The sequence below is a fragment of the Paraburkholderia sp. EG304 genome, from assembly GCF_046543485.1.
Taxonomy (GTDB): domain Bacteria; phylum Pseudomonadota; class Gammaproteobacteria; order Burkholderiales; family Burkholderiaceae; genus Paraburkholderia; species Paraburkholderia youngii.
Genome location: NZ_JBKGUA010000043.1, coordinates 13,497 through 36,741 on the forward strand (window position 1 = coordinate 13,497; position 23,245 = coordinate 36,741).

Annotated in this window: 22 protein-coding genes, 1 tRNA gene and 1 riboswitch; of the genes, 15 read left to right on the top strand and 8 right to left on the bottom strand. The window is 65.9% G+C overall.

The window, feature by feature from the left end:
* Window positions 1-220: 220 nt before the first annotated feature.
* Entirely contained in the window at window positions 221-1,369 is a 1,149-nt protein-coding gene (locus ACLFKU_RS33020; RefSeq protein ID WP_368584928.1) for an exonuclease domain-containing protein, read from the top strand.
* Between the two features lie 38 nt (window positions 1,370-1,407).
* Here the strand turns inward: ACLFKU_RS33020 and ACLFKU_RS33025 are convergent, their stop codons facing one another.
* Window positions 1,408-2,004 carry a chorismate mutase gene (locus ACLFKU_RS33025; RefSeq protein WP_368584927.1) on the bottom strand — a complete coding sequence of 199 codons (597 nt, stop codon included), beginning with the start codon at window positions 2,002-2,004 and terminating at the stop codon, window positions 1,408-1,410.
* A 284-nt stretch (window positions 2,005-2,288) separates the two neighbouring features.
* The gene (locus ACLFKU_RS33030) at window positions 2,289-2,438 is read right to left on the bottom strand and encodes a hypothetical protein (protein WP_410851910.1); all 150 of its coding nucleotides are present in this window, start codon (window positions 2,436-2,438) and stop codon (window positions 2,289-2,291) included.
* A gap of 664 nt (window positions 2,439-3,102) precedes the next feature.
* Here ACLFKU_RS33030 and ACLFKU_RS33035 point away from each other — a divergent pair.
* On the top strand, window positions 3,103-3,300 hold the full coding sequence (locus ACLFKU_RS33035) for a hypothetical protein (RefSeq protein WP_368584926.1): 198 nt from the start codon (window positions 3,103-3,105) through the stop codon (window positions 3,298-3,300).
* 220 nt (window positions 3,301-3,520) lie between these two features.
* Here ACLFKU_RS33035 and ACLFKU_RS33040 read toward each other — a convergent pair.
* The 5 genes from ACLFKU_RS33040 to pepN all read right to left on the bottom strand — a co-directional run bounded on the left by ACLFKU_RS33040 (window position 3,521) and on the right by pepN (window position 8,424).
* Window positions 3,521-3,596, bottom strand: a tRNA-Thr gene (locus ACLFKU_RS33040).
* A 73-nt stretch (window positions 3,597-3,669) separates the two neighbouring features.
* Entirely contained in the window at window positions 3,670-4,686 is a 1,017-nt protein-coding gene (locus ACLFKU_RS33045) for a class 1 fructose-bisphosphatase (RefSeq protein ID WP_176381236.1), read from the bottom strand.
* Window positions 4,687-4,772: 86 nt separating this feature from the next.
* Entirely contained in the window at window positions 4,773-5,225 is a 453-nt protein-coding gene (locus ACLFKU_RS33050; RefSeq protein WP_368584909.1) for a HigA family addiction module antitoxin, read from the bottom strand.
* A gap of 15 nt (window positions 5,226-5,240) precedes the next feature.
* Window positions 5,241-5,522 (bottom strand): type II toxin-antitoxin system RelE/ParE family toxin, encoded by a 282-nt coding sequence (locus tag ACLFKU_RS33055; RefSeq protein ID WP_410851911.1) that lies wholly within the window; start codon window positions 5,520-5,522, stop codon window positions 5,241-5,243.
* A gap of 205 nt (window positions 5,523-5,727) precedes the next feature.
* Window positions 5,728-8,424, bottom strand: coding sequence for an aminopeptidase N (pepN, locus tag ACLFKU_RS33060; RefSeq protein ID WP_410851912.1), 2,697 nt, complete (start codon window positions 8,422-8,424; stop codon window positions 5,728-5,730).
* 323 nt (window positions 8,425-8,747) lie between these two features.
* Here pepN and ACLFKU_RS33065 point away from each other — a divergent pair, with 323 nt between their 5' ends.
* Window positions 8,748-9,437, top strand: coding sequence for a DUF4136 domain-containing protein (locus tag ACLFKU_RS33065; RefSeq protein ID WP_410851913.1), 690 nt, complete (start codon window positions 8,748-8,750; stop codon window positions 9,435-9,437).
* A gap of 1 nt (window position 9,438) precedes the next feature.
* Here ACLFKU_RS33065 and ACLFKU_RS33070 read toward each other — a convergent pair whose 3' ends face one another.
* Window positions 9,439-10,011, bottom strand: coding sequence for a TMEM165/GDT1 family protein (locus ACLFKU_RS33070; protein WP_368584905.1), 573 nt, complete (start codon window positions 10,009-10,011; stop codon window positions 9,439-9,441).
* An 11-nt stretch (window positions 10,012-10,022) separates the two neighbouring features.
* Window positions 10,023-10,235, bottom strand: a riboswitch (yybP-ykoY riboswitch).
* Window positions 10,236-10,731: 496 nt separating this feature from the next.
* Between ACLFKU_RS33070 and ACLFKU_RS33075 the strand changes: the two genes are divergently transcribed.
* Genes ACLFKU_RS33075 through ACLFKU_RS33130 form a run of 12 tightly spaced genes read left to right on the top strand, consistent with a single transcriptional unit; the run spans window position 10,732 to window position 23,242 of the window.
* Window positions 10,732-11,457, top strand: a complete 726-nt coding sequence (locus tag ACLFKU_RS33075; RefSeq protein ID WP_410851914.1) for a beta-ketoacyl synthase chain length factor — start codon at window positions 10,732-10,734, stop codon at window positions 11,455-11,457.
* The gene (locus ACLFKU_RS33080) at window positions 11,441-12,235 is read left to right on the top strand and encodes a 1-acyl-sn-glycerol-3-phosphate acyltransferase (RefSeq protein WP_410851915.1); all 795 of its coding nucleotides are present in this window, start codon (window positions 11,441-11,443) and stop codon (window positions 12,233-12,235) included. Before ACLFKU_RS33075 ends, ACLFKU_RS33080 begins: the two co-directional genes overlap by 17 nt.
* The gene (locus ACLFKU_RS33085; protein WP_176105339.1) at window positions 12,210-12,515 is read left to right on the top strand and encodes a phosphopantetheine-binding protein; all 306 of its coding nucleotides are present in this window, start codon (window positions 12,210-12,212) and stop codon (window positions 12,513-12,515) included. The genes ACLFKU_RS33080 and ACLFKU_RS33085 overlap by 26 nt, the downstream gene beginning before the upstream one ends.
* Window positions 12,512-12,763, top strand: coding sequence for an acyl carrier protein (locus tag ACLFKU_RS33090; RefSeq protein WP_013090186.1), 252 nt, complete (start codon window positions 12,512-12,514; stop codon window positions 12,761-12,763). The genes ACLFKU_RS33085 and ACLFKU_RS33090 overlap by 4 nt, the downstream gene beginning before the upstream one ends.
* Window positions 12,763-13,431 (top strand): hypothetical protein, encoded by a 669-nt coding sequence (locus ACLFKU_RS33095; RefSeq protein ID WP_410851916.1) that lies wholly within the window; start codon window positions 12,763-12,765, stop codon window positions 13,429-13,431. The genes ACLFKU_RS33090 and ACLFKU_RS33095 overlap by 1 nt, the downstream gene beginning before the upstream one ends.
* Window positions 13,431-15,128 (top strand): AMP-binding protein, encoded by a 1,698-nt coding sequence (locus ACLFKU_RS33100; protein WP_410851917.1) that lies wholly within the window; start codon window positions 13,431-13,433, stop codon window positions 15,126-15,128. The genes ACLFKU_RS33095 and ACLFKU_RS33100 overlap by 1 nt, the downstream gene beginning before the upstream one ends.
* Window positions 15,128-16,864, top strand: coding sequence for a glycosyltransferase family 2 protein (locus tag ACLFKU_RS33105; protein ID WP_410851918.1), 1,737 nt, complete (start codon window positions 15,128-15,130; stop codon window positions 16,862-16,864). Before ACLFKU_RS33100 ends, ACLFKU_RS33105 begins: the two co-directional genes overlap by 1 nt.
* Entirely contained in the window at window positions 16,851-18,470 is a 1,620-nt protein-coding gene (gene hutH / locus ACLFKU_RS33110; protein ID WP_410851919.1) for an HAL/PAL/TAL family ammonia-lyase, read from the top strand. The genes ACLFKU_RS33105 and hutH overlap by 14 nt, the downstream gene beginning before the upstream one ends.
* Window positions 18,467-18,907, top strand: a complete 441-nt coding sequence (locus ACLFKU_RS33115; protein ID WP_368584899.1) for an acyl-CoA thioesterase — start codon at window positions 18,467-18,469, stop codon at window positions 18,905-18,907. The genes hutH and ACLFKU_RS33115 overlap by 4 nt, the downstream gene beginning before the upstream one ends.
* A complete protein-coding gene (locus ACLFKU_RS33120) occupies window positions 18,895-19,578 on the top strand; it encodes an outer membrane lipoprotein carrier protein LolA (protein WP_410851920.1) in 684 nt (227 codons plus the stop codon). The genes ACLFKU_RS33115 and ACLFKU_RS33120 overlap by 13 nt, the downstream gene beginning before the upstream one ends.
* Window positions 19,578-22,061: an MMPL family transporter gene (locus tag ACLFKU_RS33125; protein ID WP_410851921.1), complete on the top strand. Its 2,484-nt coding sequence runs from the start codon at window positions 19,578-19,580 to the stop codon at window positions 22,059-22,061. Before ACLFKU_RS33120 ends, ACLFKU_RS33125 begins: the two co-directional genes overlap by 1 nt.
* Window positions 22,058-23,242 (top strand): beta-ketoacyl-[acyl-carrier-protein] synthase family protein, encoded by a 1,185-nt coding sequence (locus ACLFKU_RS33130; RefSeq protein ID WP_410851922.1) that lies wholly within the window; start codon window positions 22,058-22,060, stop codon window positions 23,240-23,242. The genes ACLFKU_RS33125 and ACLFKU_RS33130 overlap by 4 nt, the downstream gene beginning before the upstream one ends.
* The last annotated feature ends 3 nt before the right edge of the window (window positions 23,243-23,245 follow it).

The following is a 23,245-nucleotide window of genomic DNA, read 5'->3' on the forward strand; positions in this document are numbered from 1 at the left end:
GTAACTGCGTGGTTCAACGATACGTATTATTGTCGGAAGATAATTCATTGAAACGGATTGGCTACTCCGGATTATTGGTTTTAAGCGTCCGCGGGATATCTGCGCAAATTGAGGGTCCCTGTCGACGCAGTTTCTGCCTGCGGACGGCGCACAGTGTGGATGCGCACCGTCCAGCTGGTGCATACTTGCCGCAAATTCACGCATCCGAATCTCTTGCCCCATGTCTGAACTGCTTTCGCCGGAACCGGCACTCGATGCACCCATCGTTTTCGTCGACCTCGAGACGACCGGCGGCTCGACGAGCGAGCACCGCATTACCGAGGTTGGCGTCGTCGAAGTCGGGCCGGCCGGCGTATCGCGGTGGAGCAGCCTGATCGACCCGCAGCAGCCCATTCCGTCGTTCATCCAGCAACTGACCGGCATCACGAACGATATGGTGCGCGGCGCACCGACGTTCGAGTCGATCGCGCCTGCGCTGTTCGAGCGCCTGAACGGCAAGCTGTTCGTCGCGCACAACGCGAGTTTCGATCGCGGATTTTTACGCGGCGAATTTCGTCGCGCCGGAATTGCGTTCGATCCGGACGTGCTTTGCACGGTACGGCTGTCGCGCGCGCTGTTTCCCGGCGAAAAGCGCCATGGTCTCGACGCGCTCGTCGAACGTCATGCGCTGGTGCCGTCCGACCGTCACCGCGCGCTCGCCGACGCCGATCTGATCTGGCAGTTCTGGCAGCGTCTACCGACGCTCGTACCGCTCGACGCGCTGCGTGCGCAGATCGAGCGCACCACGCGTCGCTACCGGCTCGCCGGCGACATCACCGAAGACCTGCTCGACACCGCGCCGGCAGGGTGTGGCGTGTATGCGTTCTATGGCGAAGGCGATGCGCCGCTGTATGTCGGCCGCAGCGTGCGCGTGCGTCAGCGGCTGCGCTCGCATCTCACCGGCGAGCGGCGTTCGTCGAAGGATATGCGGCTTGCGCAGCTGGTGCGGCGCGTCGAATGGCGCGCGACGGGCGGCGAACTCGGCGCGATGCTCGCGGAGGCGCAGTGGATCGCGACGCTGCGGCCGGGCCACAACCGTTTGCCGCGCGTGACGAAGAGCGATCCCGCGAGCGCGCCCTGGCCGTTCGACGGGCCGATCGTGTTCGAGGAGCGTGAGGACGCACAGCGCGTCTTTCACGTGGTCGATCGCTGGCGTTACCTCGGGCACGCGCCGTCGCTCGTGCAGGCGGGGCAACTGCATGCGTCGACGCTGGCGGGGGCGTTCGAATTGTCGACGTACCGTATCCTGCAAAGCCACCTGGCGCGTGGTCTGCGCGTGATGCCGTTGAGTGTGCCGCGTGACGCGCCCGAGTCGAGCATCGTCCTATGACGCCTATGCAGTGTGCGCTCGCCGCAGCGTTGCCGGAATCAGCCGGTCGCGCCGACTCCACCGGTCTCGCACACGTGACCTAGCGCGCGCGTCATCGCGCTGGAATGCGCGGAGTCATAGCGTGTCAGCGTTTTCCAGTTAGCCAGCGATTGCGCGACGCGCGACGGACAATCGTCCGCGGCGCGCAGCGGCTGCACGCGCGCCAGGCTCGCCATCAACGATTGCGTCAGCTTGTCGAGTTGCGGTCGCGTGCTGGTTGCGAGATCGGGCGCGGGACCTTGCGGCGGCTGGGTGCTGCGCCATTTCGCGAAGAGCGCGTTCTGCACGTCTTTGCTCGCATCGATCTGATCCCGGAAGAACGCGCGAGCGAACGCCGGATCGACGTTTGCCGCCGCGGCGCGCTTTTCGACTTCGGCGAGCAGCGCGTTTTCGCGCGGCGTATCGGTGATCGGCTGATGGTTCGCCCACTTCCAGCGCGCGACCGGCTCCGCGAGCGCGAGACGCTGCGAAACCAGTGCGATCAGGTTCGTGAGCGCGGTGTCGTCACCATCGGCGAGGGCAGGGGCGGGCGAGAAAGCCACGGTGGCGGCGATGGCGAGCGCGCATGACGCGCCGAAGCGATGCAAACGATTCATGAGGTGGACGTGGCCGGGCGGCCGTTGACGGAAAAACCAAAAGAATAAATGATGCCCGGCAAACGGCGCACGTCGGGCCGCTTTACACAAGTTGTCGGAGAGGTAATTGGGCGCGGGAAGGGCGCGCGTATTCGTACGCTCGAGCCGTGCGGCCCAGCGTAGCTGCTCTGATCAGGCGAGCAAACCCAGCGTCCTGACGGAGGCGTCGGACGCGTAATGACGGCGCGAAAATTCGCCGCGCATGAAATCAACGGGCGCGAATGCTGCGCCGCGCCAGTGGTCCGTTACTTCGGATCGAACGACTTGCGTTGTTCGTCGAAGAAAGCGCGAACATGCTCGGGAAGTTCGGCTCCCAAAAACTCGACGGCCACAGGTTCCGGATCCGGGTAAAAAACTTTGTCCGGGGTCGGAATCTTCGGTGGTTTGGCATCCATGATCTTTCTCCTTTGCGAACCGATTATCGGCCTCGTTCCCCGCATCGCACCAGTGTCCGATGCGCGTCATACATACTCTGTTGCTTTAACGGCACAAGCCGACACATCAGCAGAGGGATTGAATAAAATTTATCGTCTAACTATCGGTTGGGTTTCGCGATCTGCTTGATCCGCTTAATTGCCAGCGCCAAATCGTCCCAATCCCGACTCCCTCCGCCATTCCCTTTCGCGCCTTGCCCCACCTGCGTTTGAGCACGACCGATCGATATTTCCGTGCACTGGATTTGACGTTCTTTGTGAATAACACGTGACAAATTTGTGCGTTGCCGCATTGGCAGGATTTTCGCGTTTGTGAACTGAACGTTCGTAATTTGCGGATTGCGTAACTGTCTGCCTAATACCTAGTAAACGGCACATTCCGCGCCGCGTTGACCGGACAAAACACTGTTTAAGGAATTTGTCGTTAATTAAATGCTGACAGTGGGTTGGCAAACCCATTCCCGGATTGCTGTGACAAAAGGACTGCATTTGGCGACAAGTCGAACGGAGCCCGTGCGCCTCCTATGATGGAAGCGACTACCGATGAATCGACGTGCGTTGGCAGACGGACGCGCGACGCGCCGAGCGGATCATGACGTTCTGCATGTTTGGGAGAGAGGTCGCAATGGAAAACGCTGTGTACTGGGACGGACGTCAGGTTGGCATCGAGTGCGCCGGCAGGATCTTGTGGTTTGCGTCGGCACCCGCGCAAGCGATAGCCGCATACGGCGCGTCCGAGCAGCCGACCCCACGGGCCGATGCCGTCGTTGCGCGCAACCTTGCGATGCAACGGTCGTACGACCCGCTCCGCGTTCCAGACTAGGCTGGAACGCGCGCACCGCACGCGAGAACGTGCTGCTCGTCCACACATGGGTCTCGAGAACAAGCTGAACTGGCACTTCGTGTCGTAGTCGATCAGTGCCGAACGGCATTGCTTGCTACAGGCTGTTTCGGCTCGTCAAGGCGGCAGACCGGCAATGTTTCGCGCGACGGCAAAACAAAAAGCCCAGTCATGAGGACTGGGCTTTTTGCTTGAAACTTGATGGTGCCGGAAAGAGGAATCGAACCCCCGACCTTCGCATTACGAATGCGCTGCTCTACCGTCTGAGCTATTCCGGCATCAGGAGAAACGAGATTATAGGGACTACTTCAGTGACTTGGCAAGCCCCTTGATGCATTTTTTCTTTCGAGATCACTTCTTCGCTTCGAGGTGATAGCGAGTCACGCGATCGACCTCATTCTTCGAGCCGAGGAACACCGCGACGCGCTCGTGCAGGCTCTTTGGCTGGACGTCGAGAATACGCTTCTCGCCGTTGGTTGCGGCGCCGCCCGCCTGCTCGACGATGAACGCCATCGGATTGGCTTCGTACATCAGACGCAGCTTGCCCGGCTTGTCCGGCGTGCGCTTGTCGGCCGGGTACATGAAGATGCCGCCGCGATTCAGGATGCGATGCACGTCGGCGACCATCGATGCGATCCAGCGCATGTTGAAGTCAGCCTGCCGCGAACCTTCCTTGCCCGCTTTCAGTTCGCCGATGTATTGCTGAACCGGCGGATACCAGTGGCGTTCGTTCGAGGCGTTGATCGCGTACTCGCGGGTTTCGACGGGAATACGCATGTCGCTTTGCGTGAGCACCCACGAGCCGAGCTCGCGATCGAGCGTAAAGCAGTTCACACCGTTACCGGTGGTCAGCACGAGCACCGTTTGCGGGCCGTACACCGCATAGCCCGCGGCGACCTGCTCCGTGCCCGGCTGCAGAAACGATTGCTCGGTGGCCTGGTGGCCGTCCGGGCAGCGTAGCACCGAGAAGATCGTGCCGATCGACACGTTGACGTCGATGTTCGACGAGCCGTCGAGCGGATCGAACACGAGCAGATATTCGCCCTTCGGATAGTTGGCCGGAATCGGGAAGAACTGTTCCATTTCCTCGGAGGCCATGCCCGCGAGGTTGCCGCCCCATTCGTTCGCCTCGAGCAGAATTTCGTTCGACAGGATGTCGAGCTTCTTCTGCACTTCGCCCTGAACATTTTCGCTGCCCGCGGAGCCGAGGGCATCGCCGAGCGCGCCTTTGCTGACGTGGTAGCTGATCGCCTTGCACGCGCGCGCGACGACTTCGATCAACAGGCGCAGATCGGCGGGCAGGTTGTTGGTTTCACGCTGCTGCTCGATCAGGTACTTCGTGAGAGTGGTACGACGTTGCAAAGACATTGCTGTACTCCGGGAAGGCTAGAAGAATGATGGGATTTTAACCGCTCGTGTGTGTCGGCTCCGTGCTTTTGGCCGCACGGCCGCCTTCAGGTCTTGCGGCGCGTCCTGGCCGAGATGTTGCCGCTGACGCTGGCCGCGAGCGCCGCGGCCCGCGCGTGCCCGGCGGGCACGCTGGGCAGCTTCGGGCGCTCGGCGCGCGGCATCGGTTCGATTTCCCGTTCGATCTGCTCGCCGGCGGCGGCGGTGGCGACGCGCAGATCGTAGGCGATTTGCAGATTGAGCCAGAACTGCGCGCTCGCGCCGAAGTAGCGCTCGAGCCGCAGCGCGGTATCGGCGGAAATGGCGCGGCGGCCGCGCACGACGTCGTTGATGCGTGGCGCCGGCACCCGCAATGCAAGCGCGAGCGCATTGACGGACATGCCGAGCGGCTCGAGGAACTCGCTGCGCAGAATTTCGCCAGGATGGATCTCGTCAATGGCCGCGCCCATATCGATGTCGGAGAAATCGATGTTCTTCAGCGCGGAGCGTTTGATGACCATGTCGGTCTCCAGTAGTCAGTGATAGTCGACGATCTCGACATTCAGCGCGTCCTCGCCGACGAAATGAAAACAGATGCGCCACTGCGCATTGATGCGGATGCTCCATTGCCCGCTGCGCTCGCCTTGCAAGGCTTCGAGCCGGTTTCCGGGCGGCGCGTGCAAATTCGCGATGGAGCTCGCGGCGTCGATCATCAGCAGCTTGCGATGCGCTAGCGCCTGGATCGATTGCGGCAACGTATGCACGAACCTGCCCTGGAAAATTCTTGCGGTGGCCTTGTCTGCGAATGTCGTGATCATCGAATCGTATAACGCATTGCGTTAAATGTAAACCATTAAACGTGTGCGTATACTTTCTCCCCGCCGAGGTCCGATGAACAGTCGGCCAAATGGCTAACGGCGTGCCACGACCGGGGGAGCGCAGCCCATCAACGAAAAAGCTGCGCGAAAAAAAGCCGGCAACGCGTGCCGGCCTTCCGATGCGACTCGAGAACTCAGCGAGGCATCACGCCAACGCCTTCTCGACGATTTCGCGCACGTCGCGCGACTTGACCTGCGCGGCCACTTTCTCGAGCGCCGCACGCATGCTGTCGCGCAGCGCTGGCGTGAAGCGTCGCCACAGCTCGAGCGAACGCGCGAGGCGCGCGGCCACCTGCGGATTGAGCGCGTCGAGCGCGATCACCTGCTCGGCCCAGAATGCGTAGCCGGAGCCATCTGCCGCGTGGAACTGCGCGGGGTTCGCCGCGCAGAAGCTGAAAATCAGCGAACGTGCCCGGTTCGGGTTCTTCAGGTTGAAGGCCGGATGCGTCATCAGCTTGCGCACCGTATCGATCACCGGATGCTGTGCGCCGCCGCGCTGCGTGGCCTGCAAAGCGAACCATTTGTCGATGACGAGCGGCTCTTTCTCGAAGCGTCGATAGAAGTCGTCGAGCGCGTGCTGCGCCTCGGGGCTGCCGCCCTGCGGCGCGGCCGCGTTGAGCAGCGCCGACAGCGCGGCCGCGCGGTCGGTCATGTTGTTCGCGGCTTCATATTGCGCGGAGGCAAGGCGTACGGCGTCCGCGGAATCGTCGAGTTCGGTCAGATACGACAGCGCGAGATTCTTCAGCGCGCGATGACCGGCGGCCTCCGGCGTCGCCTCATAGACGCCCGGCGTGCGATGCTGCTCGTAGACCTTGAGCCAGTCGTCACGCAGCGCATTGGCGAGGCGCTTGCGCACGAACTGCCGTGCCGCGTGCACCGCGGCCGGGTTCGACTCGGCCATCTGCTCGGCCAGATACGCTTCGGACGGCAGCATCAACGCGAGTTCACGGAATGCCGGCGAGAGCGTCTCGTCGGTCAGAACGCGCGCGAACGCGGCGACCACCGAGTCGTCGAGCTGCAGCGCCGCGCCCGTGGCCGCGCGCGTGGCCAGCGCGAGCAGCTCGCGGGTGGCGAGCCGCTGGCCGGCCTCCCAGCGGTTGAACGGATCGCTGTCGTGCGCGAGCAGGAACGCGAGCTGTTCGGCCGTGTAGTCGTATTCGACGATCACAGGTGCCGAGAAATTGCGCAGCAGCGACGGCAGCGGTTCCTGCCCGACGTTGACGAACGTGAAGGTCTGCTCGGTCTGCGCGAATTCCAGCACGCGCGTGGTCGAATCCGACGCCTTTGCCTCGCCGTCGAGCTGCAGCGGCAGATCGCGGCCGTCGTTGCCGATCAGACCGATCGCGAACGGAATCAGCAGCGGACCCTTTTGCGTTTCGCGCGCGGCGGGCACCGCGTCGCCGTAGCCCTGGTGCAGCGTCACGCTGTAGCGCTGCTGCGCGGCGTCGTAGCGCGTGCGCACCGACACGCGCGGCGTGCCGGCCTGGCTATACCAGCGCTCGAATTGCGCGAGGTCGCGGCCGTTCGCGTCGGCGAGCGCGTGACGGAAGTCGTCGCAGGTCACGGCCTGGCCGTCGTGACGCTTGAAGTACAGGTCCATGCCCTTGCGAAAGCCGTCGCGGCCGAACAGCGTCTGATACATCCGCACGACTTCCGAGCCTTTCTCGTATACGGTCATCGTGTAGAAGTTGTTGATCTCGACGTAGCTCTCCGGGCGCACCGGATGCGCCATCGGACCCGCGTCCTCGGCGAACTGCATCTGGCGCAGCACCCGCACGTCCTCGATGCGCTTGGTCGCGCGCGCGGCTTCGTCGCTGGCGCCGCCTGCCATGTCGGCCGAAAACTCCTGGTCGCGGAACACGGTCAGGCCTTCCTTCAGGCTCAGCTGGAACCAGTCGCGGCAGGTCACGCGGTTGCCGGTCCAGTTGTGGAAGTACTCGTGGCCGACCACCGCCTCGATGTTCGCGAAGTCGGTATCGGTGGCCGTTTCGGGATTCGCGAGCACGTACTTCGTGTTGAAGATGTTGAGCCCCTTGTTCTCCATCGCGCCCATGTTGAAGTCGCTGACCGCGACGATCATGAAGCGGTCCAGATCGAGTTCGAGCCCGAAGCGCTCTTCGTCCCAGCGGATCGAGTGGATCAGCGAATCCATCGCGTGACGGGTCTTGTCGAGATCATGCGGCTCGACCCACACTTGCAGCAGCTTTTCCTTGCCCGAGCCGGTCTTCACGCGTTCTTCGAGCGCGACGAGCTTGCCCGCGACGAGCGCGAACAGATAGCTCGGCTTCTTGAACGGATCTTCCCAGCGCGCGAAATGACGGCCGTCGGGCAGCTCGCCTTCTTCGAGCAGATTGCCGTTCGACAGCAGCACCGGATAGTCCGCCTTGCTCGCGCGCAGCGTGACCGTGAAGCTCGCCATTACGTCAGGGCGGTCGAGGAAGTAGGTGATGCGGCGAAAGCCTTCGGCTTCGCACTGCGTGAAGAAGTTGCCGCTCGACACGTACAGCCCCGACAGCGTGGTGTTTTCCGCGGGATTGCAGATGCTCGTGAGAGTCAGCTCGAAGCTGTCCGGCACGTTGTCGAGCAGCAGGCCGTGCTCGTGCGGATGCGCGTTCGCAAACGGCTTGCCGTCGATTTCGGCGCTGACGAACTCCAGCTGCTCGCCCATCAGTTCGAGATGCGCGGCACGCGACGCATCCGGGTTGCGGCGCACGCGCATCGTGTTCCTGACGACCGTGCGTTCGGGGACCAGATCGAACTCGAGCGCGACGGTGTCGATCAGGAAGGCGGGCGGCGCGTAATCGGCGCGGCGGATCACATTGGGCGTTGCGGTATCGGCCATGGCGTTCTTTGGTGGTGTACTCGAGCGGTCGAGCGCGCAAACGGCGCGCGAGCCGGGCTTGGTCGACTCATTGTACAAAGCCTCGGGCAATCGTGCGGAGGGGAAGGGAGCCCAGTTTCGGCGCCGGGCAGCGCGTCCGGTTTCGACGGGCAGGGCAAGAACCTTTTGCTGGCTGCCGAGGTCAGCGTATTATCGGGCGCCGCGCGTGGCGGAGACCCGGCAGCGTCAGCCGGCGAGCGCTTCGCGCGACGGAATAATCGCGGCTGAAGCAGAGTTTTAACCGAAGCAGAATAGATGCAATCAGAGGCATCACGAGGCAGACCATGAATTTCGATCGATGGACCCGCCGCGTCGCGTTGCTGTTCGTCGCGCTGAGCGTGCTGCTGTCCGGCTGCACGACCTACGTGACGACACAGGTCACGGCGTTCTCCGACTGGACCGGCAGCGACTCAACCCGCACCTATGCGTTCACGCGCCACGAGGATCAGAAGAACAATCTCGAACTGAGCGCCTACGAGCGGATCGTCGCAAACGAGCTCGCCGTGCACGCGTTCCGCGAAGTCCCTCACGACGACGCGCGTTATCTCGTGGAGCTCGCCTATGGCATTCGCTCGGATGTCGTGACCGTCGCGCAGCCGGTCTACTATAACCCGTGGCCCGGCCCTTACTGGGGCCGGCCGTTCGATCCGTGGGGTCCGTGGGGGCCGTTCCCGGCGACATACGTGAACCAGAGCTACCCGGTGTACACGCATCTGCTCGGCATCCGGATCACCGAGCGTGCGAGCGGCCGGGAGGTCTACAACGTGACGGCGCGCAATTTCGGCGAGGAGTCGTCGCTGGTGCGGGCGATGCCTTATCTGGCACGTAGCGCGCTGGCGGACTTCCCGCTGGCCAACGGCGCCGTGCATACCGTGAAGATCCCGCTCGGCGGCGGCGCGGCTGCGAACGAAGTGTCTCTGCCAGCGGCGCCGCCGCCCGCAGGTCCGGCGCCGGCGCCGAAGCCGGCGCAGTAGCTTAGACTCCGACCCCGAACAAGGCCATCGCGCCCAGCACGACGAACATCACTGCGGCGATGCCGTGCACGAGTTTCGTCGGCAGACGATGCGCGAAGCGGTCGCCGAGCAGGATCGCCGGCACGTTCGCGATCATCATGCCGAGCGTCGTGCCGGCCACCACGCCGAAGAAATCGTGAAAGCGCGCGGCGAGGGCGACCGTCGCGATCTGCGTCTTGTCGCCCATCTCGGCAAGGAAGAACGTGACGACCGTGGCGCCGAACACGCCGAAGTGCGTGCGGTTCGTGTTGGCTTCCTCATCTTCGAGCTTGTCTGGCACCAGAATCCACAGCCCCATGCCGATGAACGACGCCGCCAGCGCCCAGCGCATGACGGTCGGCGTCAGCATCGAGCCGAGCCACGCGCCGAGCGCGCCGGCGCCTGCGTGATTGATCAGCGTCGCCGCGAGCACGCCGAGAATAATCGGCATCGGCTTGCGATAGCGCGCGGCGAGCACGAGCGACAGCAGTTGAGTCTTGTCGCCGATTTCGGCGAGCGCGACCGCGCCGGTCGAAATGAGAAAAGCTTGATTCACGTTGAATGGATTCCTCGGGCCGAAGATGAGCGAGCGACGACCCACGACACGCCGGGCCCTGTTGCGGCGCGTGTGGATCATCGGTCTCGCCAGGCCAGAGGCTGCGACTGCCATGGCCGTGCTGGCCAAGTGTGTTGACAGGCGCCCCCGCGAGCCACACGTGCGACGCACCGGCGAAGCGGTGCGGACGTGCCGCGGGGCGGCTACTCCCCAATGAGGGGCGGAGTATAGCAGGCGCCGCAGCATCGTTGTGACGAATGTTATTCGGGCGCCGACGACGCGGCGGGGGTGTTTTCGCTCTACGACGTATTGCGCGAAAGACCAATGAAAGGTTTTTTGCTCGATTCTGTCGGCGTTGGCACGCCAGCGCCGACGCGCGAAAACGGCCTTCCGGTGCGTCGCCGCGCCCGCCTGCGTCAAATCGTCTAACAATGTGTTGCGCGGCAGGCGCGGATACAGATGGATACGTCTTTCCTCGACGATTTGCTTCAAAATACCCGGCACTATTCGGCCACAAAAGGAGCCCGATCCGCCATCCACCGCACCGATTGTCAGGGGCGCCTGACAAATCAGGCCCGATCGCCGGTGCTGCATTCCCATGCCAGCAGACCGGTCGATCCCGGCTGGAACCTCCCGATCCGCGCGGCGCCGCTCGCTGTGACGGCTCTGTATTCCGTCAGGCGCTCGAGCCCCTTTCCCGTTTCTACGCGCGAACACCATATGCCCGATCTGCACTGGACCATTCCGGTCGGTCGCTGGTCTAGCTGGCCGGCTACCTCGCCTGCCGCACCCGATGTCGGCTTTATCGAGCCGATCGTGCGGCGGCGTCTCAGCACGCTGTCCAAGGTCGCGCTCAAGGTCGCGCACGACTGCGTCGCGCAGGAACCCGCGCGCGTGGTTTTCGCGTCGCGGCACGGGGAATTGCGGCGCACCACCGACATCCTGCGCAGCATCAGCGCGGGCGAACCGGTGTCGCCGACCGCTTTCAGCCTGTCGGTGCTGAACGCGATGACCGGCGTGTTCGGGATCGCGCGCGGCGACCGTTCGGCCGCGAGCGCGGTATCGGCTGGTGCGCAAACGCTCGGCTATGCGCTGCTCGAAGCGTACGCACAATTCGCGGCACAACCGGACGTGCCGGTGCTGCTCGTCTATGCCGACGAACCGGCCGATCTCGCGTACGGCACGATCGAAGACGAAGTGCACGGCGGCGCGATCGCGGTGTTGCTCGACAAGGATGCGGCTGCAGGGCACGTTGTTTGCTCCCTGACCCGCGCCGACGAAGAGGCGACCGGGCAACCCGCCGAGCCGCGAACCGCACCGAGCGGCGCCACTAGCTTTCCGACCCAGAGCCAGGCGCTGCTGCACTGCCTCGAAACCGGCCAGCCCGCACGCTGGCAGCGCGCCGGCGCGCTGTGGCACTGGAGGTGGGATGAGCGCGCGGCTTGATTACGCGTGGCGTTTTTGCGCGACCGGCCTCGCCTTCGTCGCGTTCGGCGTGTGCGGCGTGCTGTTTTCGGTGCTCGTGTTTCCGCTCGCGTGGTTGTGGCCGCATCGCGCGTCCCGGCAGCGTGTCGTGACCGTCGTGATTCACAGGTTTTTCCGCGCGCTCGTCGCGGTGCTGCGGGGCCTCGGCGTGATGGAACTCGAAGTATCCGGGGCCGAGGCGTTGCGCGCGGGCGGACCGGCGATCGTCGTCGCGAATCACCCGACTTACCTCGACGTGATGGTCCTGCTGTCGCTGACGCCGCGCGCATGCTGTGTCGTCAAGCACGCGCATTGGCAAAACCCGTGTTTCTGGGGCATCGTGCGCGCGGCCGAATACGTGAGCAACGCGGACGCGATTGCGCTCGTCGAGGCGGGAGCCAGGCAGCTCGCGGCCGGTTACACGATGATCATTTTTCCCGAGGGCACGCGCAGCCCCGCTCCGAACCGGCTGCACGCGTTTTCGCGCGGTTTCGCGCACATGGCGCTGAAGGCCGGTGCGCCGATCGTGCCGGTGTTGATGGATTGCGATCCGCCCGCGTTCACGCGGCAGATGCGCTGGTACCACGTGCCGGCGCGCGCTTTCCGGATGCGCGTGAACGTGCTCGCGCCGCTTGGCGTCGCCGAGCTGGCCGCGCACGACACCACCGCGGCCATCGCAGCGCGCAGCGTGACGAATGCCGTAGAAGCCCACATTACCCAGCACCTGTTCGATTATGGATTCTTTAAAACTGGAAATTAAAAAGCTTTTGATCGAAGCCCTCGATCTCGAAGACCTGAGCCCCGCCGATATCGACGACGATGCCCCGTTGTTCGGTTCCGACGGCATCGGTCTCGATTCGATCGACGCGCTCGAAATCGGCATCGTGCTGCGCAAACAATACCAACTGACCATCGCGGCGAACGACGAACGTACCCGCGAGCACTTTCGCTCGATCAATACGCTCGCCGCGCTGGTCGCGAGCCAGCGCGAAGCGGCGCACGCTGCGAACGAAACCGCAAGGAAGGGGATTGAATCGTGACCGAGACTGAGATTCTCGAGCGCATCCGCGCGATCTTTCAGGAAAACTTCGCGATCGAGCCGCAGCGCGTGACGCCCGACGCTCATCTGTTCGAAGACCTCGATCTCGACAGCATCGACGCGGTCGATCTCGCGATCAAGCTGCAGGAGATGACCGGCCGCCGCATCAAGCCGGAGAACTTCAAATCCGTGCGCACGGTCGGCGACGTGATCGGCGCGGTCGAATCGCTGCTCGCGGCGCAAGGCTGATGCGGGCCGCGCACCCGCGCATGCAGATGCCGGAGCCACCTCACGCCGCAAGCGGGTCCGGCGCGCGGCCTCGCTGGAGCAGGACCGTCGTGCTGGTGCTGCTGAAACTCGCTTACCCCGTGCTGATCCTGTGTGCCTGGCGCTGGGATGCGCCGCGTCTGGTCGGCGGCATGCTGCTCGTGACCTTGTGGCTGCAGCGCTGGGCCGGCGGCGGTCCGGTCGCGATACCGCTGCGGCAGCTTTCCAGACTCGACTGGAGCGTGGTGGCGATGCTGAGTTGCGCGTCGGCGACGATCGTCGTCACCGATAGCGAACTGCTGCTGCGCTTCTATCCGTTGCTCGTCAATCTCGGTTTGCTGATCGCGTTCGGCGCGACGCTCGTGCGCGGGCCGTCGATGATCGAAAAATTCGCGCGCCTCGGCAGTCCCGATCTGCCGCCCGGTGCGGTGCGCTATACGCGGCGCGTGACCCAGGTGTGGTGCGCGTTCTTCGTGCTGAACGGCGCGTTCTCCGCCTATACCGCGCTCTATTGGAGCCGCGCGGCCTGGTCGCTGTACAACGGCGCGATCGCCTATGTACTGATCGGCGTGCTGCTGGCGGGCGAATACGTGTGGCGACGCCTGTTCGTGCTGCCGCGCGCCGCGCGCGCGGATTCGGAGTCGGCCTGATGATCGCGTTGCATGATCTGTTGTCGGCCGATGCCGCGCTCGCAACGCCCGCCGCACCGGTGTGCCGCGACGGCGCCGTGCTGCTCGATCGCGCGGCGTTTCGCGCGCGCGTCGCTGGCTTGATCGAACTCGTGCAAACGCACGACTCGCGGCGCTGTGCGCTTTGTATCGACGATCCGTTCGAGTTCGCGTGCGCGTTGTTCGCGCTGTTCGCGTGCGGCAAGGAGCCGGTGATTCCTGCCAATGCAACGCCAGGCTATCTCGCCGATCTCGCTGACGCATACGACTTTCTGCTGACGGATGCGGATCTGCCGCCGTTCGTCGCAGAGACGCAAGTCGTCACGGCCAACACCGCGCTGCCGATCGACCCCCGCGCGCCGCTGACGCTCTACACATCCGGCAGCAGCGGCGCGCCGAAGCCGATCCGCAAGGCGCTCGCGCAATTCAACGCCGAAGTCCACACGCTCGAACAGCAGTGGGGCGCATTGCTCGGCGACGCGACGATGCTCGCGAGCGTGCCGCATCACCACATCTACGGTCTGCTGTTTCGCGTGTTGTGGCCGCTCGCGGCGGGCCGCGCGTTCGATCGCGCAATCGGCACGGAGCCGCTGCAGCTGCAGGCGCGCATCGCGCAATGCGGCGCGACGGCGGTCGTGTCGACGCCCGCGCAACTGTCGCGCTGGCCCGCGTTGCCGGGCTTCGCCGCGCTCGCGCCCGCGCCGCGCGCGTTCTTTTCGTCGGGCGGCCCGCTCGCGGCCGAAGCCGCGCAGGCGTATGCGGCGAGCTACGGCGCGGCGCCGCTCGAAATCTACGGCAGCACGGAAACCGGCGGAATCGCGTGGCGGCGTCAGGATCAGGGCGACGCGTGGCAGCCGGTCGCCGGCGCCGAGGTGCGCCGCGACGACGACGGCGCGCTGTGCGTGCGCTCTCCGCATCTCGATCACGACGGCTGGCATCGTACGGGCGATCGCATCGCGTTCGACGCCGATGGGCGCTTCCGCTTGCAAGGGCGCCTCGACCGCGTGCTGAAGCTCGGCGGCAAGCGCGTGTCGCTGCCGGAGCTGGAGGCGCGTCTCGCGTTGCATCCGTATGTCGCGCAGGCGGCGCTGGTGCCGCTCCAAGGCGCGACGCGCGAACGGGTCGGCGCAGTGGTCGCGCTGACCGAAGCGGGCGGCGCGACATTGCGTGATGAAGGCCGCGTCGCGCTCGCGAAAACACTGCGCCGGCATCTGGCCGATTACTTCGATGCGGTCGTGCTGCCGCGTCACTGGCGTTTTCGAGTGAGCCTGCCATTCGACGCGCGCGGCAAGCTGCCTGGGAGCGCGGTCGCGGCCGCGTTCGCCCCGCTCGCCGAGGGTATGGAAGTGCTGGCCGAAACGCGCGTCGGCAACACGCTGCACTTTGTGCTGCGAGTGCCGCCGTCGCTCCAGCATCTCAGCGGCCACTTCCCGGGCCTGCCGATTCTGCCGGGCGTCGTGCAGGTGGACTGGGCGGCGCGGCTCGCGGCCGGGCATTGGCCGCGGGTGCGCGCGGTGGCGTCGGTCGATCGGCTGAAGTTCATGGCGCCGGTGTTGCCCGGTGCGGTGCTCGAGCTCACGCTCGCCTACGATGCCGCGCACCGGCGCGTGCAGTTCGCGTACCGGCTCGACGGTCGCGAATGCGCGTCGGGCGTGCTCGTGCATCGGGAGGACGCGTGATGAAGTTCGCGCCCTGCATCGTCATTCCGATCTACAACCACAAGGACGCGATCGGCGCGACCGTCGCCAATCTCGCGGTGCACGGCTTGCCGATCTTCGTCGTCGATGACGGCAGCGACGAGCCGACCCAGCAGGTACTCGCCGCGCTCGCGCTGCGATACGCGCAGCAGATGACGCTGCTGCGTCTGCCCGAAAACGGCGGCAAGGGCGCGGCGGTGATGGCGGGTCTGCGCGCGGCGCGCGCCGCGGGCTACACGCACGCGCTGCAGATCGACGCCGACGGCCAGCACGACGCGACCGACGTGCCGCGCTTTCTCGATGCCGCGCGCGCCGAACCCGACGCGGTGATTCTCGGCCGTCCCGTGTACGACGACAGCGTGCCGAAGGCACGTCTGTACGGCCGCTATCTGACCCACGTATGGGTGTGGATCGAGACGCTGTCGCTGACGATCCGCGATTCGATGTGCGGCTTTCGTCTGTATCCGCTCGCGCTCGCATGCGAGCTGATCGACAGCGTCCGGCTGCCGACACGCATGGACTTCGACATCGAGATCCTCGTGCGACTGCACTGGCGGCGCGCCGCGTTCCGCTCGATCCCGACGCGCGTGACCTACGCGGCCGACGGCGTGTCGCATTTCGACGTGCTGTGGGACAACGTGCGCATCAGCCGCAGCCATACGCGGCTCGTGTTCGGCATGCTGTGTCGTCTGCCGCTGCTGCTCGCGCACAAGCTGATGCCGCGCCGCGGCGCGCTCGCCGACACAGCGGACGAGCCCGCCGGCGATCCCCGGCCCGAAGCGTGGTGGCGCATCGCCGAACGCGGCAGCCGCCTTGGCATGAGCCTGCTCGCGCTGAGCTGCAAGCTGTTCGGCCGCCGCTTCACCGCACTGTGGCTGCATCCGGTCGTCGCGTATTTCCTGCTGACCGGCCGCGCCGCGCGCGCCGCATCGGCCAACTACTTCGCGCATCTGAACGCGGTCGCGCCGTCGGCGAATACGCCGCGCCCGGGGTGGCTCTCCGCGTATCGCCATATGCTCGCGTTCGCGCAATCGGGCTTCGACAAGCTCGCCGCATGGACCGGCCGCATCGACGACACCGACGTCACGTTCGACGATGCCGCGGCATTCGAAGCCTTGATCGCGAGCGGCAAGGGCGCGCTCGTAATCGGCGCACACCTCGGCAATCTGGAGATGATGCGTGCGCTCGCAATCCGCGGCGATCACGCGAAGGTCACGGCGGTCGTCTACACCGAACATGCGCGCCGCTTCAACGAGGTGCTGGCGGCGTCGAATCGCGAGTTCGCGCGGCATCTGCTCGAAGTCGGCGACTTCGGTCCCGAGACCGCGGTGCTGATGCAGCAGCGCATCGATGCGGGCGAGCTGCTGGTGATCGTCGGCGACCGGGTGCCGGCGCGCGAGGCGGGGCGCACCACCGACGCGCAATTTCTCGGCGCGAGCGCGCCGTTCGCGCAAGGGCCCTACGTGCTCGCGCATGCGCTCGGCTGTCCGGTCTACCTGTTCTTCTGCCTGAAGGAACGCGACGGCTATCGCATGTACTTCGAACCGTTCGCCGAGCGCATCGAGCTGCCGCGCCGCGAACGCGCGCAGCATCTGGCCGCGTGGGCGCAATGCTACGCGCTGCGCCTCGAACACTATTGCCGCAAGGCCCCATATCAATGGTTCAACTTCTTCGATTTCTGGGCCGGCTCCGAGCGAGGCGCGAATGGCCGATCATGATCTGAACGATGTGCGATCCGCACCCGTTGTAGCGAATGCCGCTTGCGCCGCCGACTGCGCGCCGGTGGTCGTCGGTGCGCGCCGACTGACGATCGAAGAGGTCGTCGCGATTGCGCGGCAGCGCGCGTGCGTCGCGCTGAGCGACGACGCCGCATGGCGTGCGCGCATCGAGCGCGGCGCGGCGTTCCTGCGTCGCCAGTTGGCCGCCGGCGCGACCGTGTACGGCGTCAACACCGGTTATGGCGACGCCTGCGTGGTCGACGTGCCGATGGCGCTCGTCGAGGCATTGCCGCTGCAACTGACGCGTTATCACGGCTGCGGCATGGGCGCGTATCTCGACGATGCGCAAACCCTCGCCGTGATCGCCGCACGTCTGAATTCGCTCGCGTATGGCTTTTCGGGCGTGCGCACGGTGCTGCTCGAACGCCTTGCGGCGTTGATCAATCATCGCGTGTTGCCGCGCATTCCGTCCGAGGGCTCGGTCGGCGCGAGCGGCGATCTGACGCCGCTGTCGTACGTGGCGGCGGCGCTCGCGGGCGAGCGCGACGTGCAGTACGCCGGCGCGTTGCGCGCGGCGCGCGACGTGTGGGCCGAGCTGGGTGTCGAGCCGCTGACGCTCGCGCCGAAGGAAGGCCTCGCGCTGATGAACGGCACCGCCGTGATGACGGGTCTCGCGTGTCTCGCGGTAGCGCGCGCGGAGCACCTGACGCGGCTGGTCGCCCGTCTAACCGCGCTGGCGACCGTCGCGCTCGACGGCCGCGCAGCGCACTTCGACGCGACGCTATTCGATGTGAAGCCGCACGCGGGCCAGGCCGAAGCGGCCGCGTGGATCCGCGCCGATCTGGCCGGCCGCGCCGACACGCCCGGGCATCGTCTGCAGGACCGCTATTCGATTCGCTGCGCGCCGCATGTGATCGGCGTCGCGCGCGATGCGCTCGGCTGGGTGCGCCGCGACGTCGAAAACGAGCTGAACAGCGCGAACGACAATCCGCTCATCGATCCCGACAACGAACGCATCTTGCACGGCGGCAACTTCTACGGCGGCCATATCGCGTTCGCGATGGATGCGCTGAAGGTCGCCGTCGCCAATCTGGCGGATCTGATGGACCGGCAGCTCGCGCTGCTGGTCGATGTCAACTTCAACAATGGCTTGCCGCGCAATCTGTCGGGCGCGGCGCCCGAACGCGCGGCGATTAATCACGGTTTCAAGGCCGTGCAGATTTCATCGTCCGCCTGGAGCGCCGAGGCGCTGAAGAACACGATGCCCGCGAGCGTGTTTTCGCGCTCGACCGAAGCGCACAATCAGGACAAGGTCAGCATGGGCACGATCGCCGCGCGCGACTGCCTGCGAGTGCTCGAATTGAGCGAGCAGGTCGCCGCCGCGCACACGCTCGCGACGGTGCAGGCCGTGCGTTTGCGCTTGCGCATCGATAGCGCGACGCCGGTGCCCGCGCCGCTGCGCGCATTCATCGACGAGATGGGCGCGCATTCGCCCTTCGTCGACGAGGACCGCGCGCTCGAAGGCGAGCTGCGCGCGCTGACCGCGCGCATTGCCGCGTGCGAACTGCTGGACATGATCGACGATCAGGAAGGAGTCAAGCTATGAGCGAGCCCGCGAAAACGCAGCACGTGCTCGCCGCGAGCGCGACCGTCGAAGTGCCGTTTCACGACGTCGACGCGATGAACGTGTGCTGGCACGGCAATTATCTGAAGTACTTCGAGTTGGGGCGCGCGGCGCTGTTGCGCGCGTTCGACTACGACTATCGCCAGATGCGGGCGTCCGGCTATCTGTGGCCGATCGTCGAGGCGCATCTGAAGTACGTGCGGGCCGCCGTGTACGGACAGAAGCTCGAAGTGCGCGCGCAACTGCTCGAATACGAAAACCGCCTGAAAATAGGCTATGAAATCGTCGATTGCGAATCGGGTGCGCGGCTCACGAAGGGCTATACGATCCAGGTCGCCGTCGATGCCGCCACCGAGGAATTGCAGTTCGTGTCGCCGCAGGTCGTATTCGACAAGCTGGAGCGCGTATGGGGACGATGAACCGACGTGCGTCCGTGTCGCGAATCGCTGGCGTGATCGGCATGATCGGCGCGCTGTGCGTGCCCGGATGGGCAGCACCGGCGCATGCGGCAACGGCTAACACTGCGCCCGCCAACGCCGCGCTCGTCTCGCAGATTGCCGCGCATCTCGCGCAGCCCAAGGGTGTGCGCTCGCAATTCACGCAGACGCAGACGCTCGCCGCGATGAAGCAGCCGCTCGTCAGCAACGGCACGTTGCTGTTCTTCCGCGATCACGGCGTGATCTGGCAAATCGACACGCCGTACAAGGCCACCTACGTGATCACCGACGCCGGTGTCGCGCAGGTCGACGCCAGCGGCCGACGTGTGAGCACACATGGCGCACAGGGCACGCGCGGCGTCGCGCAGGTGTCGAAGATGATGCGTGCGATGCTCGGCGGCGATCTGTCGGCGCTGTACTCGCAGTTCGACGTCAGCGCCGAAGGCAGCGCCGCGCAATGGCGCATGCGCCTCACGCCGAATCAACCGCAGCTCGCGCAATCGATCAAAGGCCTCGACATGAGCGGCGGCGATTATCTGCAAAGCCTGCGCATCACGCTCGCGAACGGCGACGTGACGAAGCTCGAGTTCGCGAACAGCGCGGCCGTCGCGGAGCCGACGCCGGACGAGCGCAGCCTGTTCAGAGCGCCGTGATGGAGATGCCGCAGCAGCGAGCCGCGAAACGCGCATGGGGCGTGCGCACCGCTTGGCTCGTGCTCGCGCTGCTGGCGGCGCTGTATTGCGGCTGGCGCTTCGCCGGACCGTCACCGCTCGAAACCAATCTGCTCGCGCTGCTGCCCGCGACCGAAGCGGACCCGGTCGCCGAAAAAGCGGTCGACACGCTCGCGAGCGCGCTCGGCGATCGCACCGTGCTGCTCGTCACGAGCCGCGACGATGCGCACGCGAAAGCGGCCGCGAAGCAACTGGGTGCGTCGTTGCGAAAGAGCGGCGCATTCGCGTCGGTGACGGCCGAACTGCCGCCGTTCGACCTGTCGCAGATCGCGGCGCTGTATCTGCCGTACCGCTTCGGCCTGCTCGCGCCGGCCGATCGCACCGCACTCGCGAGCGCCAGCGCGACGACGCTGCACGACATGCTCGCGCAGCGCATCTACAGCCCATTGCAAGGCGGCCTCAGCACGCAACTCGCCGACGATCCGTTCGGCTGGCTCGAACGCTGGCTCGGCGATTTACCGCTCGCGACCACGAATCTCGAAGTCGAGGACAACCTGCTGGTGTCGCATCGTCACGACGCGCAAGGCGATACCACCGGCGTGCTGATCATCGCGACGCTGCCGGGCTCCGCTTATGAAACGAAGACGCAGCGCGCGGTGCACGCGGCGCTCGCCGACGCGGAAAATACGTTGCGCCGGGCGTTCCCCGATGTATCGGTCGCGCGCACCGGCGCCGTGTTCTACGCCGAGGCCGCGCGCAGCGCTGCCGAACGCGAGGTGCACGTGATCGGCATCGCGTCGCTATGCGGCATCGCGCTGCTGATGATGTGGGTGTTTCGCTCGCCGCGTCTGTTGCTGCTCGGCTTCGTCTCGACTGCGCTCGGCATCGTCTGCGCGCTCGCGGCGACGCTGCTGATCTTCGGCAAGCTGCATCTGTTGACGCTCGTGTTCGGCGCGAGCCTGATCGGCGAGGCCGTCGACTATTCGATCCAGTATTTCGTCGTTTATCTCGGCGCGGGCCGCGACTGGGATGCGCGGCGCGGCGCGCGCAGCGTGCGGCCCGCGCTGAGCGTGGCGCTGGCGACGAGCCTGCTTGGCTACGCGATCCTGATGTGGGTGCCGTTCCCCGCGTTGAAGCAGATCGCGTGCTTCGCGATGGTGGGCATCACGACCGCGTTCGCGTCGGTGCTGTGGCTGCTGCCCGCGCTGCTCGCGCGCGCGCCGAAGCGCAGCCCGCGACGCGTGTTCGCGGGCGCGGCGCGGCTGCTTGCGCGCTGGCAGCATGCGCTCGGCGGCAAGCGTGCGTGGCTGGTCGCCGCGCTGCTGCTGATCGCGTCGGCGCCCGGCTGGCTGCGTCTGACCAGCGACGACGACATCCATCTGCTGATCCAGCGCGATGCGTCGCTGGCCGCGCAGGAAGATACGGTGCGCGCAGCGGTCGGCGTCGATAACAGCGCGCAGTTTTTCGTCGTACGCGGCGCGACCCAGGAAGCGGTGCTGCAACGCGCCGAAGCGCTCGGCGCGAAGCTCGATGCGCTGAACGGCACCGCGGATAGCGTCGGCGGCTATCAGTCGATCGCGCAGTTCGTGCCGTCCGCGCAACGTCAGAACGAAGATCGCGCGCTGCTTGCAAAGCATGTGTTCGACGACACGGCCGCGTTGCGCGCGACGCTGCTGCAAGCGGGCTTCAAGGACGAAGTCGCCGAGGCGTGGCTCGCCGGCTTCGCTCAGCCGCCCGCGCCGCTGACCGTCGAGCGCTGGCTCGCGGCGCCTTGGTCGCAGCCGTATCGGCATTTGTGGCTCGGCGCGGTGGGATCGAACGACGCGAACCAGGCGCATGAAACAAGCTATGCGGCCGTCGTGATCCCGCAAGGCGTGACGCCGCGCAACGAGCCCGCGCTGATCGCGCTCGCTCAAGGCCTGCCCGGCGTCGTGTTCGTCGACAAGGCCGCGAGCGTATCGAAGCTGTTCGGCGCGTATCGCGTGGATAGCGGCTGGTGGCTCGGCGGCGCGCTCGTGCTCGTGTGCGCGCTGCTGATGCTGCGCTACGGGGCGCGCGGCGGTATCGCCACGACCTTGCCCGTGTTGTTCGCGGTCGGAGTCGCACTGGCGGTGTTCGGCTACGCGGGCGTGCCGCTCAATCTGTTCAACTGGCTCGCGCTGATGCTGGTGCTCGGCGTCGGCGCAAACTATGCGGTGTTCCTGCGCGAAGGCTGCGCGCGCGCGGACGCCGATCTCGGCGCGGTGTGGACCGGCGTGCTGCTGTCGGCGGCGACCACGTTGTTGTCGTTCGGCATGCTCGGCGTCAGTGCGATGCCCGCGCTCCGGAGTTTCGGCACCACGCTCGCGCTCGGCATCGCGGTTGCCGTGTTGCTCGCGCCTATCGGCATGCCATCGGCGCAGTCATCGGCGCAGTCATCGAATAAGTCATCGGGCAAGTCATCGGAATCACGGAGGGCGGGATGAAAGCGCCAACAGTCTATTTGCACGCGCTCGGCATGATCAACGCGCTCGGTGGCGACGTCGACCAGATCGTGCCGGCGCTCGCTGCCGCGAATTCGCCCGGCATGGGCAACGTGCATACCGGCATTGGCGACGCGTTCGTCGGCAGTGTGCTCGCGCCGCTCGAACTCGCGCCGCGGGCCGATCTCGCGCGCTACGACTGCCGCAACAACCGGCTGCTGCTCACGGCGCTCGCGCAGATCGCGCCCGCGATCGAAGCCGCGCGCGAGCGCTACGGCCCGGAGCGCATCGGCGTCGTGCTCGGCACCAGCACGTCGGGCATCGAAGCGGCCGAAACCGCGTTCGTCTATCACGCCCGGGCCGGCGAGCTGCCAGAGAGCTTCAACTACCGGCAGATGGAAATCGGCACGGCCGCGCCATTCGCGGCCGCCGCGCTCGGCGTGCAGGGACCGGCGTTTACGATTTCGACCGCGTGCACGTCGAGCGCGAAGGCGTTCGCGTCGGCGCGTCGGCTGCTGCAATTGCGGCTGTGCGATGCGGTCGTCGTCGGTGGTGTCGATTCGCTATGCGAATTGACGGTGCAGGGCTTTGCGTCGCTCGAATCGACCAGCAGCGCGCGCACCAATCCGATGAGTCGTAATCGCCGCGGCATCAACGTCGGCGAGGGCGCGGCCGTGTTCCTGATGAGCCGCGACGAAGCGGCGGTGCGGCTCGCGGGCGTCGGCGAGTCGAGCGACGCGCATCATATTTCGGCGCCGGACCCGCAGGGCGTCGGCGGCGAACTCGCGCTTCGCGACGCGCTCGGGGACGCGGGCGTCGCGCCGTCGGCGGTCGGCTATGTGAATCTGCACGCGACCGCCACGCAGAAGAACGATGAAATGGAAGCGCATCTGATGGCGCGGGTGTTTCCGGACGGGGTCGCCGCGAGCGGCACCAAGCCGCTGACCGGCCATCAGCTCGGCGCGGCCGGCGCGACCGAACTCGGCTTCGCGTGGCTCACGCTCGCGCATGAGAACGCGACGCTGCCGCCGCATCTGTGGGACGGCGAAGCCGATCCCGCGCTGCCCACGCTCGATCTCGTCGCCGGCGCGCGCCATCTGCCGCGCGGCACGGGCACGCAGTACGCGATGAGCAATTCGTTCGCGTTCGGCGGCAGCAATGTCAGCCTGATCCTCGCCCGGTAAAGC